This window comes from Nitrosomonas marina, from assembly GCF_900110145.1.
GTDB classification, from domain to species: Bacteria; Pseudomonadota; Gammaproteobacteria; order Burkholderiales; family Nitrosomonadaceae; genus Nitrosomonas; species Nitrosomonas marina.
In genome coordinates this window covers 25,161-41,562 of record NZ_FOCP01000006.1, presented here as the reverse complement: position 1 = coordinate 41,562, position 16,402 = coordinate 25,161, and the positions used below count along the sequence as shown (strand labels likewise).

Genomic DNA, 16,402 nt, shown 5'->3' with positions numbered 1-16,402 from the left:
GATTGTTAAATCAAATCCTGCAAAATCACCACAAGATTAAACTACTGGCCAGGAAAATATTATTGGAAATATTAATCCCAGTAGCGCAACTGCAAAAATGCGGTTACTGCAGCAAGCGTCACAAACAATATATGCGATGCGTTGTGTGTGATTCAGGGATCGATGCCGCACACTCCTGAAATCACTGTCGTTGAAAATACAATTCTGATACGAAAATCCTTATTGACACAGTTTCGTGTTGATTTTCCGTTCTTTTGTACAATTAAACTATTTTTTGTATCAGTGAATCGCATCACAGATCATCGAATACTGTCTGTATACTGTTAATCAAGCAATTTTTATTCCATCTGCAAATTTTTTATATATATCAGTAGATTGATAATTGCTGGTAGTAGAAGGTGTAACGAATTGTAAACTGTCTCGACACTTTTCATTCAACTTGACGGTTCTGGAAAATAAATGAAAGCAAATGATCGCGTAAATTTAAGGATCGATTTGGTTAAATTCAAACGCTTTGGAATGAATGGCATGTTCTGCATGGCAACATACAGACAAGTGCGTATTTTCGTGAAAATAATGCTGTTGTTGCTTTGTTTGGCTATGAGTGCGATTACTTTGAATTTGTCAAAAATTCCTGCCTGGAAGGATGCAACCTTTTTATTGATTATCCTGACTAGCCTGGTTACGGCGATGCTGTTGCGATCTGTGATAAATCGCCTTGATGTTACTCAGAAAATTGGTGCTTGATTCAGGCAGGCCTTCGTTGCACCCTTCGGTGCCAGCACCAATACTGGCGGCGTGGTTTCCGTGCTGGTCATGGCCTCTACACGACACTGCATTGCTTGTTCGAGGGCCAGATTTTTGCGCAATGTATAAGTCGGTAAATTGCATTTTCCTGCGCAAAAAGCGGGTTTATTAACATGACAGCTGTTCCCAGTTGTCCGTTTAAGAATAAACCGGCGTTTGAATCTACGGTTGCGTTGGTTAGTCTGTAACCGGTTTTGCCGTGCTGTTGATCAGCAGATTTGGCGGTGGGCCGATCGGTTCGAAATCTCTTAGCAGCGGAATGTCATCCTTGTAAACCCAGCGGATATCCATATCGTAAGTGCCGTGGGGCCCCCAACTTCCGGTGAATTTCCTGCCATCCGGCGTAAATGTCCAGCACATATCCTCGCCGTCTGTATTAATTGTATCGCCCAGATTTATCGGTTCCTGCCATTCGCCGCTTTCATCCTGATGCGCAATCCATTCGTCGTGTCCGCCCCGTGACCCCAGGTCAGGCCGCATGCTGGTAATGATCAGGCTTTTGCCGTCTTTCGACAGTCCTGTCCAGTGCATATGGTCGCGGTAGGGAGAGTTGATTTTCGGTCCCAGGCTTTCTGGCTCCTGCCATACACCGTCCTTTTTCTCGACTTTCCAGATATCGCTGTCCTGGGTGACTCCCGGTTGATGATAACTGTAGTAAATCAGGCTGTCGGAAGCTATGATCGGGCAGTGTTCCTCACCGGTTGGCGTGTTGATATTCGGCAACTCCGGTACATCGTTCCAGTTTTTGGCGGTTTGCCAGACGCCATCGATTTTCTGAACGACATAGAGGTCACCTGACAGCATATTGCCCGGCTCGTAACGCGTGAAATATATGACATTGCCGTCGTCGGAAAAACTCGGTTCCAGTTCCCAGGCAGGGGTATTGATATTCGGTCCCATGCTCGAATCAATCGCAGGCCCTAAATGAATGGGCGGCTTCCAGGCGTCATTCTCGTAGTAAGACATCCAGATGTCGAAGTTATAAGGACTGCCGGGCGATTCGATACTGCCTTCACGAGTAGAAACAAAAATGGCCGTTTTGCCGTCCGCGCTGTAGGTGATCTCGAGTTCCGTCCCAGATGAATTGATGGGTTCCCCCAGGTTTTCTGTGGCATGCGGTGATTCAGTGGCTGCGCTATCGCCTGACTCATGCATCCCCGGCATCGCATGAGAAATGTTGTGCGACAGAATAAAAACGAGCCCAACGGAGCAAAGTTTTGGAATAAACAGTTTTTCTTTCATACACTGATCCCTTTTCTTTCTTATAAGGTATGAGGGGGGTGGCTATTCTGATAAGAATAGGCTGATGATTTTCATTTTGCAATTGTATTTGTTTATATTATGTGCAGAGTTTGCCTGCTGTCAGAAATCCTTTAAATCCAACGCCTGGTTTGACGGCAAATTATTGATGTTTTGAGAAATAATAATGAATGCTGCTTGATCGAGGTTGCCAGCATGCAGTGCTTTGTTGCGGACTGTTTGTGTCTCCGACTGTCGCTTGCGAGAACAGGGTGGCAACTGACATTTCTGTGACACCACAATTTAGCTATCATTCTCGGTATACCGGATAGCGGTAATAGCATATCGTGCCCGGCCGGCAGGGCGCTGCACAGTTATTTCGTCATCGAGATGTTTTCTCATCAGGGCGCGGCCCACGGGCGAATCCATGCTGATCCAGCCTTTCTCGACATTAAATTCATCAGGGCCGACGATACGGTAAGTGACGCATTCGCCTGCTTCATCTTCGAGCTCGACCCACGCACCGAAAAACACCTGATCCTGATTCGTGGGCGGCTGGTCAACCACGATCAATTCATCCAGACGTTTTTGCAGATAGCGGATACGCCGGTCAATTTCGCGCAATTGCTTTTTGCGGTAAATATATTCGGCATTCTCTGAACGGTCGCCTTCAGCCGCGGCTGCAGCTAATGCCGTGGTGACTTCACGGCGAGTTATCCATAAGTCCCTGAGCTCCTGGCGTAATGCTTCGTGCCCCGATTTGGTGATATAGGCCGAACTTTTGGGTTGCGGCGGACGATAGCGTGTCATGCGCGTTTTATTTCTGTAGCATAATGGAAAAGAGCAAATGATAGCGTAATAACGAACCAATCAGGAGGTATCTATGCCCCGACATAATGCCGATATCGCCGCCATCTTTGAAGAAATTGCCAACCTGCTTGAAATTCAGGACGCCAATCCGTTTCGCGTACGTGCCTGCCGCAATGCCACCCGTATATTAAACGATCATTCCCGGGATGTCGCCACGATACTGAGGAAAGGCGAGGATTTAACCCGTTTATCGGGGGTAGGGAAAGATCTGGCCGCTAAAATTGAGGAAATCGTGTCCAGCGGCCGTTGCAGCCTGCTTGATCGGCTGCACAAGAAAATGCCCGCTACGATTGGCGATCTGTTGAAAATACCGGGAATCGGCCCAAAACGCGTAAAAGCGTTGTATCATGATCTCGCCGTGCAGACCGTCGAGCAGTTGTACCGTGCCGCGCGCGATGGTCGTATTCGCGAATTGCCCGGTTTTGGTGAAAAGATTGAACTGAATATTCTGCAGTCCGTGGAAGCGCATGCCAATCAGACGCAGCGTTTCAAGCTGATGACGGCAGTTCAGTACGCTGAGGCGTTAGAACAGTCGCTTGCAACAGTGTCTGGTGTCAGTCGGGTGACGATAGCCGGCAGCTACCGGCGCATGCGTGAAACGGTTGGCGATCTGGATATACTGGTAGTGGCCGAGATTTCTCGTCCGGTAATACAGCATTTTATCGAATACCGCGAAGTTGCCAAAATCCTGTCGGCTGGCGCGACCCGTGCCAGTGTTATTCTTAAATGCGGCATACAGGTGGATTTGCGTGTTGTCAAAGTAAAAAGTTTCGGTGCGGCGCTGCATTATTTCACTGGTTCCAAGTCGCATAATATTGCCGTCAGACGGATTGCCCGGAAAAAAGGACTCAAGATCAACGAATATGGGGTCTATCAAGGCAATAGGCAGATTTCAGGACAAAACGAAGAATCCGTCTATGCCGCAATCGGTCTGGCATATATTCCGCCTGAATTGCGTGAAAACCGCGGAGAGATTACGCTGGCGCAGGCTGGGCGTCTGCCGCAACTGGTTGAGCAGAGCGATCTGCGCGGCGACCTGCATGCACACACTAATGCTACCGATGGACATAATTCATTGCGGGAAATGGCACATGCTGCGAAATCGTATGGTTTCGAATATCTGGCGATCACAGAACATTCGCGGCGACTGACTGTCGCCCACGGTCTTGATCCGCTGCAGCTTTCGCGCCAGTGCGCAGAGATTGACAAACTAAATGCAGAAATCGATGAAATCACGCTGCTCAAGGGAATCGAGGTGGATATTCTTGAGGATGGAAGCCTCGATTTACCGGATAACGTGCTTGCCAAACTCGATCTTGTTGTCGGGGCGGTGCATAGTAAATTCGATCTGTCCCGCGCCAGGCAGACAGAGCGTATACTGCGTGCGCTGGAACATCCGCATTTCACCATGCTGGCACATCCGACCGGACGGTTGATTCAGCGACGCGCACCGTATGACGTGGATATGGCGCGTATTATACGTGAAGCCAGAAACCGTGGTTGTTTTCTGGAACTCAACGCGCATCCTGAACGATTGGACTTGCTGGATACTTATTGCCAGATGGCCAAAGAAGAGGGTGTGCTGATCAGCATCAATTCCGACGCCCACAGTACGCAAGATTTTGCCAATCTGCGGTTTGGCATCGGGCAGGCGCGACGCGGCTGGCTGGAGAAAGGCGATGTACTTAATACACGTTCATTGAAAGCATTACGCCGGCTGCTCAAACAGACGATGTGACGCCGTTTGTCAATGTTGCTAGACGGGATCAATAATTATCGGGTTCGTTCGGTAACGCGTTTGACTGGTTGTCGGGCTTGACGTATAGTTCGCTCAAACTTGTCGTGCAGGATTGTTCTATCCGTTCAATTAAATTTTGTACAGTGACAATTACCTCAAATACCTACACCCGTTCTTAAAATGGCAATCCACGAAAACCGCTGGCTGGTAGTGGCAGGCGCGATGATCATTCAAATTTGTCTGGGTGCTATTTACAGCTGGAGTGTATTTGTGAATCCACTCAAAGACGCTTTTTCTTTTACGACCACACAGACTCAGGCGATTTTTTCTCTGGCCCTGGCTGCATTTGCGCTGGTAATGATTTTTGCAGGCAAATTGCAGGATAAAAAAGGTCCGCGCACCGTAGCAACGCTGGGTGGTATCGTACTTGGGGCTGGATATCTGCTGGCTGCGTTCAGTGGCGACAATTTTCTGCTGCTTGCCTTATCAGTGGGTATCATCGGCGGTGCTGGTATTGGTTTTGCTTACGTATGTCCTATTGCCGCTTGTGTCAAGTGGTTTCCTGACAAACGTGGTATGGTAACCGGTTTTGCTGTGGCAGGTTTTGGTGCCGGCGCGTGGCTGTTTGCAAAAGTTGCATCTGGTTTTATCGACGCCTATGGTCTGTCGTCGGCGTTTATGTATCTGGGTGTGATATTCATGGTGGCGGTTGTAACAGGTGCGCAACTGCTCCGCAATCCGCCTGCTGGCTGGATACCTGCCGGCTGGCAGCCGCCCGTGTCGAATTCAACAACTGCAGTGGCGATGGATTTTGAGTGGCGGGACATGGTCAGACACAGGCAGTTCTGGATGCTCTGGCTGATGTTTGTATTTGGTGCGGCCGCCGGGTTGCTGGTGATCGGGATATTGAAACCTTTTGGGATCCACAGCGGGTTGAGCGCTACGGCGGCCGCGCATGCTGTCGGTGTTCTGGCCTTGTTTAATGGAGCCGGGCGCATCGTCTGGGGCGCGACATCAGACAGGATAGGCAGGAAAAATGCGATGATGTTTATGTTTCTGCTGCAAGGTGTCATGATGCTCGCCCTGATAAAAATGGGATCAACCGAAATGACACTGTCTATTGCTGCCGCTTGGGTAGGGTTCAATTTTGGCGGAAATCTCGCGCTGTTTCCCGCGACTACCGCGGATTTTTTTGGAACCAGACATGTTGGCATTAACTACGGGCTCATGTTCACGGCGTATGGTGTTGCCGGCATCGCCGGACCCATACTTGCTGGCAGTGTTTTCGACATGACGGGCAGCTACCTGTGGGCTTTCGTTCCGGCGGGAGTTGCCTGCTTTGTTGCTGCCGTCATATCGCTTGGACTGCAGTCACCGCAACATGGTTGATGCTATGCAGACATACATTGAGAACTGAACAAATACAATGCAAAGCATGTTCTTCAGTTATTTTTCATCTGTTTCAGTGCCGGTCAAATAAATCCTGTATTTTCTCTGCCTGGTTCTGTTGCTTTTGAAGTAATAGGGTAAATTCCTCAACGGTAACGGCAGGCGAGTAACGGAAACCCTGTTCGAAATCGCAGCCGATATCTACCAGCAGGTCCCGTTGTAATTCGGTTTCCACGCCTTCAGCAATTGTCTTTATATCCAGTTTGTGCGCCATGACAACAATGGCGTTGACCAGCGCGCTATCGGTGGTATTGTCAGCTAGTTGCTGAATAAAGGACTTATCTATTTTAAGGTAATCGATATCAAATTTTTTAAGATAGGAAAGCGAAGAAAAACCGGTGCCAAAATCATCAATGGATACTTCTATTCCATCATTCAGAAATTCCAGTAATCGTTTTTTAACGACAGGTGTGTTTTTCAGCAGCAGGCTTTCGGTAATTTCCACGTTTATGCAGTTGCCTGGCATTTCCTGTTGAATCAGATAATCCGTCAACTGATTCTTTTTTAATGAACTGAGTTGTGTGACAGACATATTGATGCTGACTTGCAGGAGATAACCGAACTGGTTTTGCCATTGTTTGATGTTGGCAACCGTTGTAGTAAACACCATTTCACCGATTTGTTGAATTAACCCGCTTTCTTCAGCCAGGGGAATGAAGGTATGAGGGCTGATCATGCCGCGTTCAGGATGTTTCCAGCGCAGCAGTGCTTCAGCTTTACAGATCAGGCCATGTCTGAGGTCCAGAATAGGCTGGTAGTAGACTTGTAATTCGTTGCGTGATAACGCCTGCCGCAGATCATGAGTCAGCACCATTTTTTCATATGCTGCCTGCTGCATTGAACGGGTAAAGTAATTGAAACGGTTGCGTCCGGCCAGTTTTGCTGCGTACATCGCCTGATCTGCGTGCTTCATCAAAGTCTTCATATCAATTCCATCACCCGGATAGACGGCAATGCCGATACTGGTTGAAATATAATAATTAACTTGTTTTTTATCAAGCTTGAATGGAATACTCAGTTTGTGAATGATATTTCTGGCGATTGCCTCGATACGTGCTTTGTCATCAATTTCCGGCAGAATAATGGCGAATTCATCCCCTCCCAGTCGTGCTATGGTATCGGTTTTCCGTACGCACGATGTAAGACGCAGGGCGACTTCCCTGAGTAGCTTGTCACCTTTGTCATGACCCAGCGTGTCATTGATATCCTTAAAACGGTCCAAATCAAGAAACAGCAATGACATCTGTTGGTCATTTCGTTGCGATTTTTTGATTTCCCTGGTTAGGCGGTCTTTAAAAAAATTACGATTGGGCAGACCGGTAAGCAGGTCATAATTTGCCTGTTTAAATAGCAGTTCGTCCTGTTTTTTCTTTTCAGTAATATCTGAAAACTGACCGACATAACAATACACGCTGTTATCAGTGTTGAGGATGACGCTTATGTTCAGCCATTTCGCATGTACGTGACCGTTCTTGTGGCAGTCCCATATTTCACCCTGCCAGTGACCCTCTGTTTGCAGCTTCTGCCACATTTTTTTGTAAAAGGAATTATTGTGACGCCCGGATTGAAAGATTCTGGGATTTTTCCCTATTACATCTGCAAGCTCATAACCGGTAATGCGTGTGAATGCCGGATTGATTGCCATAATAAGATTATTTTCATCCGTTACCATGATGGCTTCATTGCTCAATTTATAAATCGTAGCCGCCATCGCCATGCAGTCTTCATTTTCTTTTTGCTTGGTGATGTCCTGGTAAACGCCGAGTACACCGATTATTTCATCATCGGCGTTACGCAATGGCACTTTTGATGTCCGCAGACAGATTGTATCGCCATTGGGAGTCGTTTGCGGTTCTTCATAGTCAAGCTTGGGAATACCTGTTCTGATCACCTGCTGATCATCGTTACAGTAGCGTGTTGCCTGTTCTTTCCAAATTAACTGGGAATCTTTTTTACCGATTATTTTTTCAGGGCAATTTTCTCCGGCATCTTGTGCAAAGGCGCGATTGCAACCCAGAAACCGGGACTCCAGATCTTTCCAGAAAATACGTACCGGTGCAGTATCGATTACAGTTTTGAGTAAATTGCGGGATTCTATCAGTGCCTGTTCTTTCTCTTTGCGATCTGTAATTTCAATAAAGTAACCAATTAATTCGGTATGATTGCCTTCGGGGTTTGTCACTGCATAGATCACATCTCTCATCCATAACCAGTGGCCTTCACAATGCTTGAATCGGTATTCAAGGATATGTTTGTTATGCGTGGAGAAATCACATAAACTGGCCAACACGCGATACCGGTCCTGCGGATGGATGTGCTCAGCCCAGAAATCTGGCTCACTGAGAAATTTTTCCGCTGTATAACCCAGCATTTGGGTCAGATTGTTGCTGACAAATGTGGCAGCATATGGCGGCTCAGCCTTGCAGGTGTAGATGACAGCAGGTGATGAGGAGAGAAGAAATTCCAGTCTTTTGTTAAGTGTGCAAAGTGCGGTTTCTGTCCGTTTGCGTTCAGTGATGTCGGTGGAGATGCCACACATGCCGATAATCTCGTTCTGATCATTGCGAACGGGCTTTTTGACTGTCCAGTAAATTATTTCCTCACCGGTAGATTTGACGATACTTTTTTCTTCCCTCTCTATTGTTTCGCCCTGCTCGATGACATGGCGATCGTTGAGCATCAATTCGTTTGACAGCCCCAAATCGAAAAAATGGCTGTCATCATAGCCAATAATTTCCTCAAGCGGTTTGTTGAAAAGCTCCTTAACAGCCTGGTTTACAAAGATATAGCGTCCCGCGATATCTTTTATGAAAATATAGGTGCTGTTCTGGTCCAGAATTGTTTCCATGCCAGAAATCAGATCCATTGAGGGAACTGTTACAATTCCCGCTGAATCCGGTTCAGATTGAGTTAGAAACGCGGAAATTTTTTCTGGCGGTAAGTTTTTCATTTTGCGCCTCCGGAAACATTACATAGGCTCATCATATAAGGCTGTTTAGCATGTATTCTGATGGTTTAAGAAAAAATAAAGTGCGCACTACGAAGGTCTTTCTGCTTTTACGTTTTTAAAGCTGTAAGACTGTCTCAGAATTGTTCAATCTCCTTCTAACTGATGGCTATGTAATGCACTGGAAATAAAAACTACTGGTTTATGAAACCTGTTCCGCTAATAGTGGCATGCATTGTCTGACTTTTCGCTGTTGAAAATCCGTTCTGGTAAAGACGCCACAGTCGAGTATCCAGCCGGAAACCAGTTCTGCGGGTGTTACGTCAAACGCCGGATTGTAAATTCGTGTATCCTCAGTGGCCCAGCAAATGTGGCCAAAAACGCCAGCAACTCCGGATACCTCGCTTGCTTTGCGTTGCTCGATCGGTATGTGGCCGCCGTTTGCGCAATGCCAGTCCATAGTTGTGTAAGGGCCGGCAACATAAAAAGGAACAGTATGATATTGCGCGAGAACCGCCAGTGAATAGGTGCCTATTTTATTCGCGAAATCGCCGTTTGCGGCTATTCGATCGCAACCGACTATAATTTTCTGAACCTTGTTCTGCTGCATCAGGTGCCCGGCCATATTGTCGGTGATCAAAGTGTAGGGGATATCCAGTTTCTTCAATTCCCAAGTCGTTAATCGTGCACCCTGCAGCAATGGCCGTGTTTCGTCGACATACACGTGAACTTTCTTCCCCTGCTGATGGCATTTTCTGATAACTCCGAGTGCGGTGCCAATACCTGCCGTTGCCAGACCGCCGGTATTGCAGTGCGTGAGAATATGATCGCCGCTTTCTATCAATTCGGCGCCATTTTGAGCGATAGCTTCGCAAAGCGAGAGATCCTCGGTAAACAAATCTACTGCAATACTCAGCAACGCCTCGGGCGATTTATTTGATCGAATGCCGGCAATCATCCGGTTCATGCATATCATCAGGTTGACTGCCGTCGGGCGGGCTGCATACAGTGCTTGCGCCTCGTCTTCGAGTTGTTCCAGGCGTGTCCCTTTAATTGCCGATTGCCCCAGACCCAGCGCTGCCACTACGCCGATAAAAGGCGCGCCTCTGACTTTAAGCGTTTTAATGGCTTCAATGGTCTCTCCGACAGTAGTGAGCTGAACCCATTCTTCTTTCAGGGGCAACAGGGTCTGGTCCAGAATCCAGAGTTCTGTTTGATGCGGTGTGCGCGTAAAACGAAGTGCCAGCGATTCCAGTTGAGTCATGCCTAAAGTTCTCCTGGCTATAGTATTAAAAGACCGCAAAAGCAAATTTTTGTATTGTGTGGTATGGTGATTTTTTCGTTTGCTTTCATTGCTGTTCAGGCTGCTTCACCAAATAATATTGTTACAGTAATCGATTGCCAATACGCTGCCGCAAGGCTCTGAGTTCTGCGATCTCTTCGTCAGGCAGAAAGGTGAGTCCACCGAGTGCATGCGCTTTCCATAATATTTCCGAGGAGTGCTCGATACGTTCCATTCCCATCCATGCTTCCTCAAGTGTTTCACCCCAGCTCAGCGCACCGCGTCGTGATAAAATCAGTGCTCTGCAATGGGGCAGAAATTGTTTTAAATTATCGCCCATAGCCTGAGTTCCGGGGCGCGCGTACGGAACAAAGGGAATGTCGCCACAGGCCAGAATGGTCTCGCTGACAGCGTGTGATGGTAAGTATTTCAAATCGGGTCGGGCAACAGACCAGGCAATTGCGGTGGGCGGGTGTGCGTGAACCACTGCTTTTGCCAGCGGGTTTTGCCTGTATACCGTCAGGTGCATTATCTTTTCTGAAGATGGTTCTCCCTGTATGGTCTGATTATCCAGACTGATTAACGCCATTTCTTCAGGCGTCATAAACGCTTTCGAGATGCCGGAAGGTGTGATGAGTATTTCATTCTCGTTTACGCGGCAGGATATATTGCCGTCGGCGGCTGCAAGCATGTTTTTTTGATGCAGACGCCGGGCGATGTTGATGATCGTTTCGCTGATACGGTGGTATTGTTTTATTTCTGTAACTTCCTTCATATCTATTGTATCGATCGGTGGTCCAGTGCACAGCAGCTACAGATGCATTGACCTTTATTTCGGTTATCTGCTTGAAAGCAGCTGAAAGTCATTGTATCAGACAAAATAACGATGTTCGGTCGGCAAATTTTAAACGGCATATGGAATATACAATTACTCGATTGCAACGGCCAGATCGGTAGCCAGTTTCACCAGTATAGTTGATTGTTCCAGTTCATGAATGAAACGCCAGGGAATATTTGACAGACCAGTCTGGGCACCAGCCAGTGCGCCAGTCAGAATCGCACGCGCCTGGTTTTGTCCACCTCCGTTGACGGCATGCAATACGGCCGATTCGAAGTTGTTATTGAAGCGGGCAGCAAGGTAGTAGGCTGCTGGCAGTTGATGATAAATAGCGCAGGGCATGCCGTAAACCATCGATACCTTCCATGCCGGTTCAATATGAATATCAGGGTCCGCTGCCGCAGCTGCCATATAGGATGGGGTGAGCAGAGCATCGGGTGAGGCAAAGCGCCCTGCGCGGGGCGGGTCGGGGTCGCCGGGTCGTGGATTCTGCAGATTATCGCGCGTCACAACATGAAAGGGCAGCTTGCCGTTTTTGACCAGTTTCAGCAGCTTGTTCGAAAGCTCTGTATCCAGCGTATGCCCCTGGACCAGTAAACTCAGCACGGCGCCGTATGCGACAGTCATTGATACGACGGTTTCATCGGATTGGGTGAGCAGGGTGTTCTCGGTGATGGCCGAAGCGAGCAGCCCCGGCTGCAGTGCATAGCGCACGGCAATGGCAAGCGTGCGCTCTATGGCTTCAGTGGTGTCCGCGTGGCTGCCGGTCTGTTCCCAGGATAAATTCTGTTGTATGCGCTGCCGCCAGACTTCTCGAATGGATTGGCTGGTATATTTTCCAGGGCCGCAGACGGGCGTTCCGTCCAGCAGCGGAAACAGCGTTTCATCCATACGCTGGCAGAAATCGGTCTTGTCGTAGCCATTGCACTTGATAAGTGAACGGATCATCAGATTCAGTATAAAACCGGCTTGTGACAGCTGCCCGGCTTTCATTCCGGCATGATAACGTTCAGGTCTGGGGTCGGTATAACCGTCGATCCAGTCTCCGTAATCACGACGAAGCTCATCTAGGTTATAGTACCAGTGTGGACCAAGGGCCAATGCATCGCCGATAAAAGCGCCCAAAATGGCACCTTTGGCCCGGTCCTGAAGATTTTCATTTGGCATGGATTGTTTCAATGTATACGATATTGGGGTGATGAATGAAGCGTACCTGCTTTCCTGCGGCTGTTTGCCAGCAATTTAACTTAATCAATCTGAAACCGGTTGATATTACAGTTTATATGATTGTCTGTCACGGTTTGGGATTGTTTATAATGGAACTTTATGAAGATTGAATGCCGCCTTGCTTGCACTGTGTTGACGACTCGGCTATGGTTTATGCACCAATGCTGGTGGCGAACAAACATAACAGGAGGTGAATGATGTATGCTTTTCCAGCGGCAAAGCGAATAAATATACATTACAGCTTCTTTGCAAAGCCGGTTAATATTCCGGAATAAGGATAAATATAATGTTCAATTTAGGCTCCATGTTGAATCTGGGTTCTACAGAACCTGTCATAGGCAGCGCTTCTATCGTTGTCAGGTGCTCGTCCAGCAAACTGTTTCGATACATAGGAGAAGACCTGTTCCAGAATTATCCCAAATGGTCCCCCGAGGTCAAGGAGCTTGAACAAATTACACCTGGCCCGGTACAACTGGGAACGATCGGGCGCCAGGTTCGTGTCGATCAGGGACGGCGTTCAGAATCGCGCTTTAAAATATCCGATTTTTCTGCAGGAGAACGGTTAACGTTTATCGGTGTATCCGATCCTTATCGTTGTTCGTATGAGCTGCAGACAATCGATGTTGAAACTGCAACGAAGTTGACGTTTACATTTGAGTTGCTTGAATTGCTGGCGATTATGCGTCCATTGGAAGGACTGGTGAGAGCAACCATTAAGGATGGCGTTGGAAGAACGGTTCAGAATATCAAACGGTTGGCTGAGGCTGAGAAACTTAAATCTGGCTAACTAACAAACTAATTTTAAATAATTCTATCAGCGGGATAAAACGATAAGTAAAAGTAGCTATCGCGCTTGAATGAGATAATACATTCATCGGCGGCAACCCGCTAAATTATCAGATGAACCAGTCAAAAGGAAAAGTGTGATGGCACAAGATAAAATTTCCGATCTTCAAATACCCCAGGTGGATGATCGCCCGCTGTGGGATGTTATTTTTGGAATATATGGTTATCCGGCGCTGCTTTTGGCGCATCGTCTCAAGATTTTTTCCATTCTTGCTGAAAAAGCACGTACGTTGCCTGAAATCTGTGATGCACTTAACCTGAAACAGCGTCCTGCAGAAGCTATGCTGACAACAGCAACCGCGCTGGGTTTTTTGACGCTTGAGAATGGACGTTACAGTCTGACAGCGGTTACCGAAACGTATTTGCTTGAGGATAGCCCGAATTACTTCGGTTTTTTCTGGGACATGATGATAGATAATTATCAGATCGCCTCAATTGCAGGTCTTGAAAAAGCTGTACTCACTGATGCGCCGCAGGCGTATGGCGGCGGCGATATTTTTAAAACACATGAGGAGCAGATTGAATTGCTGCGCCGGTTTACAGCGGGTATGCACAGTATCAGCATTACATCAGCGCTGGTATGGCCAACGCTGCTGGATTTTTCCAAACACCGCATTATGCTCGATATCGGTGGGGGCTCCGGAGCACATTCGATTGGCGCGGTATTGAAGCTGCCAAATCTGAAACAGACGTTGATACTGGATTTCTCACAGGTCTGCGAAGTGGCGGAAGAATATATTGTCCAGTTTGGCGTGCAGGATCGTGTTAAAACACATGCAGCCAACATATGGCAGGATCATTGGCCAGCGGCTGATCTTCATTTTTTCTCAAACATGTATCATGACTGGATGCCCGATAAATGCCATTTTTTAACAGCTAAAAGCTTCACAAGCCTTGAGCCCGGCGGAAGGATTGTGATTCATGAGATGCTCTATGATGATGATAAAACGGGCCCGTTTACTGCTGCCGCCTATAGTATGGTGATGATGGGATGGACGGAAGGCAAACAGTATACTGGGCAAGAATTGACAGAAATGCTCGATAAAATTGGTTTCCAGGAGATTCAGATTTATAAAGCGTTTGGTTATCATAGTATTGTTACCGGGGTTAAGCCTTAGCGTACCGTATAGAGCGGACAATATCAGATCGTCAATATCGGATCGCCAAATAAATAGGCGCTACTGCACCTCATCAACCAAAACAGAGGTGTTGTGATTCAACAGCCTTCGAACGTAACCTTTTCGTTTTCTTTTTTGTATTTTTCATCTTCTTCCAGCAGGCTTTCCAGTGGTCTGCTGTAAGCTTGTTGCAATTCTCTAACTTTTTTTAAATAATATTCTAATGGTTTTTTGCACCCTTTCTTATCATATACACTGATGATTTTAGGAATGACATTCGGTGCCTGAGCGTTTCCATTGAATTTGAAAATAATTCTGTACTGTATCCTTTTCTCGACCGTGGCGCGTTTATAGTTTTCGGCAGGATTGCCCTGCTGGAATGCCGGATTGTCGCAAACGAGAAACGCGACGAAATCTATAATCACGCATCCGCCCCTGCCTGAAAGCCCTGGAATGAATTTACTGTCTTCGCCCCTTTCGCCAAAGAAATGACTGAAGGAAATACCCGGAGAGTCCTGCTGCACGATGGCTGGTTTGGAATTTTTTTTATTGCCGGATCGGTTGGGTGTTTTGCCGGGCCTGATGTCGGGTTTGGTCTGTGGCCGTGTATTCCGGGGGTTGTTGGTGAACCTGGGGTCGTATGCGTTTCCGTTGCGGGCCAGACTTTTTTCCGAGTCCAGAATGTCCAGCGTCCAGTCATGACCGAGCACCTGTTTTCTGAATTTGCCTTGTTGCTTAATCAGCGCCCTGGCCCAGGCAAATTGGATCACCGCATAGGGATGTCCGGTCTTGCAGCAATTGAGTGGATTCTTGACAGCCCAGTAAAGCTCCAGATCAAAAATCTTATACTGCGTTCCTTCGCGTGTGTAATCTCTGGGCTGCTCCGCTATCTGTATCAAATTGCTTCCGGCATAAAAGGAACGAGGGCCTTCGTGAGAAGAACTGCCGGATTTTTCGGCTGCGCTCCAGATTACGCTCAGCCTGTCGCTGTCTTCGCAGGGGTTCTGTGGGTCGTTGTCGGGAATAAGCTTGATAGTACCGACAAGCATTTCCTGAGTTGTTGCGGGGTGTTTGGGTAACGGTTGCGGTGGCGGTACCAGAAATACCCAGCCTTCCTTCTCTATTTTTTTGATCTTCGCTTCCAGGTCTTCTTTATCTTTCGCGCTGATTTCCAATTGATCCTGTTCTTGAGCCTGCTGACCGGGCTTCTTGATATTAACGAACTTGACGGGCCTGCCATTTCGCTGCCATTCGATGATCAGTTTTCCCGGCAACCCTTTAATGTCTCTTGCCGATATATGCATACGAAGACTGGCGCCTTTATAGAGCCTCAGTTCCGGTCTGAAATCACTGAACCGGGTTCTTAGTACGTGGACTTTGCCTTCCTTTAGAATTTCGATCTGAAAGAAAACGGTCATTTCGCATTTGTTGCGTACAACCGTTCTGCCGTAATCATCGGTATCGGTATATAGCATGCCATTGCCGGGCGGCAGCCAGAATGCCGAATAGCTGGCGCTGACCAGGCCGCCGATCGGGATGTCGGCCAGACTCTGTAAACCCGGCGTCATGTGGGTTACACCGGTCATATTCAGCGTTAAGTCTGACAGATAACTGATTTTCGATGATGCAACATCGACATCCTCGGGCGGCGGTTCCCATTCTGTTTCGTCCACGCGGTCTGTGTCAGTCTCCGGTGGCGGCCAGGTTTCATGCAGAATTTCGTCAGGTTTCCGCCATTCGAATTCTGCGAATGTTGCTGCTGTTGTCGGCTCGCTGTAAGCGTCCTCTGCGCCGGAAAGAATCGCCAGATCTTCGTCTTCAATGGGATGCATTGTGGCTGGCCAGTCAGTTGTCTGGACACTGTTTCTGAATTCGAGCGGAATATTTGCCGATCGTAACAGTTTTCGCGTTCCGGGAGAAATGCCCAGGGGGTTCTCCAAAGAATGAGGCGTGTCGACGTCCGCTTCAGAACACTGACATTCTTCTCTTTCTTTAACCATAACGATTCACTCTTTGACTTTACCGTGATGCGCTGTGTTCA

The 16,402-nt window shown here is 47.7% G+C and carries 12 protein-coding genes; 5 read left to right on the top strand and 7 right to left on the bottom strand.

The window, feature by feature from the left end; all coding sequences use genetic code 11:
• Nucleotides 1–459 precede the first annotated feature (459 nt).
• Nucleotides 460–747 (top strand): hypothetical protein, encoded by a 288-nt coding sequence (locus tag BMX44_RS05695; RefSeq protein WP_090629262.1) that lies wholly within the window; start codon nucleotides 460–462, stop codon nucleotides 745–747.
• 237 nt (nucleotides 748–984) lie between these two features.
• Here the strand turns inward: BMX44_RS05695 and BMX44_RS05690 are convergent, their stop codons facing one another.
• Both BMX44_RS05690 and greB read right to left on the bottom strand, forming a co-directional pair.
• Entirely contained in the window at nucleotides 985–2,049 is a 1,065-nt protein-coding gene (locus BMX44_RS05690) for a PD40 domain-containing protein (protein ID WP_090629257.1), read from the bottom strand.
• Nucleotides 2,050–2,349: 300 nt separating this feature from the next.
• Complete coding sequence (gene greB / locus BMX44_RS05685) at nucleotides 2,350–2,856, bottom strand: transcription elongation factor GreB (protein WP_090629254.1); 507 nt, start codon at nucleotides 2,854–2,856, stop codon at nucleotides 2,350–2,352.
• Between the two features lie 73 nt (nucleotides 2,857–2,929).
• On the opposite strand from greB, the gene polX reads away from it, so the two are divergent.
• Together polX and BMX44_RS05675 are read left to right on the top strand one after the other, a co-directional pair.
• Nucleotides 2,930–4,654 carry a DNA polymerase/3'-5' exonuclease PolX gene (gene polX, locus BMX44_RS05680; protein ID WP_090629252.1) on the top strand — a complete coding sequence of 575 codons (1,725 nt, stop codon included), beginning with the start codon at nucleotides 2,930–2,932 and terminating at the stop codon, nucleotides 4,652–4,654.
• A 180-nt stretch (nucleotides 4,655–4,834) separates the two neighbouring features.
• The gene (locus BMX44_RS05675; protein WP_090629249.1) at nucleotides 4,835–6,043 is read left to right on the top strand and encodes an L-lactate MFS transporter; all 1,209 of its coding nucleotides are present in this window, start codon (nucleotides 4,835–4,837) and stop codon (nucleotides 6,041–6,043) included.
• 73 nt (nucleotides 6,044–6,116) lie between these two features.
• Here the strand turns inward: BMX44_RS05675 and BMX44_RS05670 are convergent, their stop codons facing one another.
• From BMX44_RS05670 to BMX44_RS05655, 4 genes are all read right to left on the bottom strand, one after another.
• Nucleotides 6,117–9,053, bottom strand: coding sequence for a sensor domain-containing protein (locus BMX44_RS05670; protein ID WP_090629247.1), 2,937 nt, complete (start codon nucleotides 9,051–9,053; stop codon nucleotides 6,117–6,119).
• A 199-nt stretch (nucleotides 9,054–9,252) separates the two neighbouring features.
• On the bottom strand, nucleotides 9,253–10,314 hold the full coding sequence (gene mtnA, locus BMX44_RS05665; RefSeq protein WP_090629244.1) for an S-methyl-5-thioribose-1-phosphate isomerase: 1,062 nt from the start codon (nucleotides 10,312–10,314) through the stop codon (nucleotides 9,253–9,255).
• A 121-nt stretch (nucleotides 10,315–10,435) separates the two neighbouring features.
• Entirely contained in the window at nucleotides 10,436–11,107 is a 672-nt protein-coding gene (locus tag BMX44_RS05660; protein ID WP_090629241.1) for a class II aldolase/adducin family protein, read from the bottom strand.
• Between the two features lie 153 nt (nucleotides 11,108–11,260).
• Nucleotides 11,261–12,337 carry an ADP-ribosylglycohydrolase family protein gene (locus BMX44_RS05655; RefSeq protein ID WP_090629239.1) on the bottom strand — a complete coding sequence of 359 codons (1,077 nt, stop codon included), beginning with the start codon at nucleotides 12,335–12,337 and terminating at the stop codon, nucleotides 11,261–11,263.
• 346 nt (nucleotides 12,338–12,683) lie between these two features.
• On the opposite strand from BMX44_RS05655, the gene BMX44_RS05650 reads away from it, so the two are divergent.
• Together BMX44_RS05650 and BMX44_RS05645 are read left to right on the top strand one after the other, a co-directional pair.
• Nucleotides 12,684–13,184, top strand: a complete 501-nt coding sequence (locus BMX44_RS05650) for an SRPBCC family protein (protein ID WP_090629236.1) — start codon at nucleotides 12,684–12,686, stop codon at nucleotides 13,182–13,184.
• A gap of 139 nt (nucleotides 13,185–13,323) precedes the next feature.
• Nucleotides 13,324–14,361: a methyltransferase gene (locus BMX44_RS05645; protein WP_090629233.1), complete on the top strand. Its 1,038-nt coding sequence runs from the start codon at nucleotides 13,324–13,326 to the stop codon at nucleotides 14,359–14,361.
• A 98-nt stretch (nucleotides 14,362–14,459) separates the two neighbouring features.
• On the opposite strand, the gene BMX44_RS05640 is transcribed toward BMX44_RS05645, so the two are convergent.
• A complete protein-coding gene (locus tag BMX44_RS05640) occupies nucleotides 14,460–16,361 on the bottom strand; it encodes a hypothetical protein (protein ID WP_090629230.1) in 1,902 nt (633 codons plus the stop codon).
• Nucleotides 16,362–16,402: the final 41 nt, after the last annotated feature.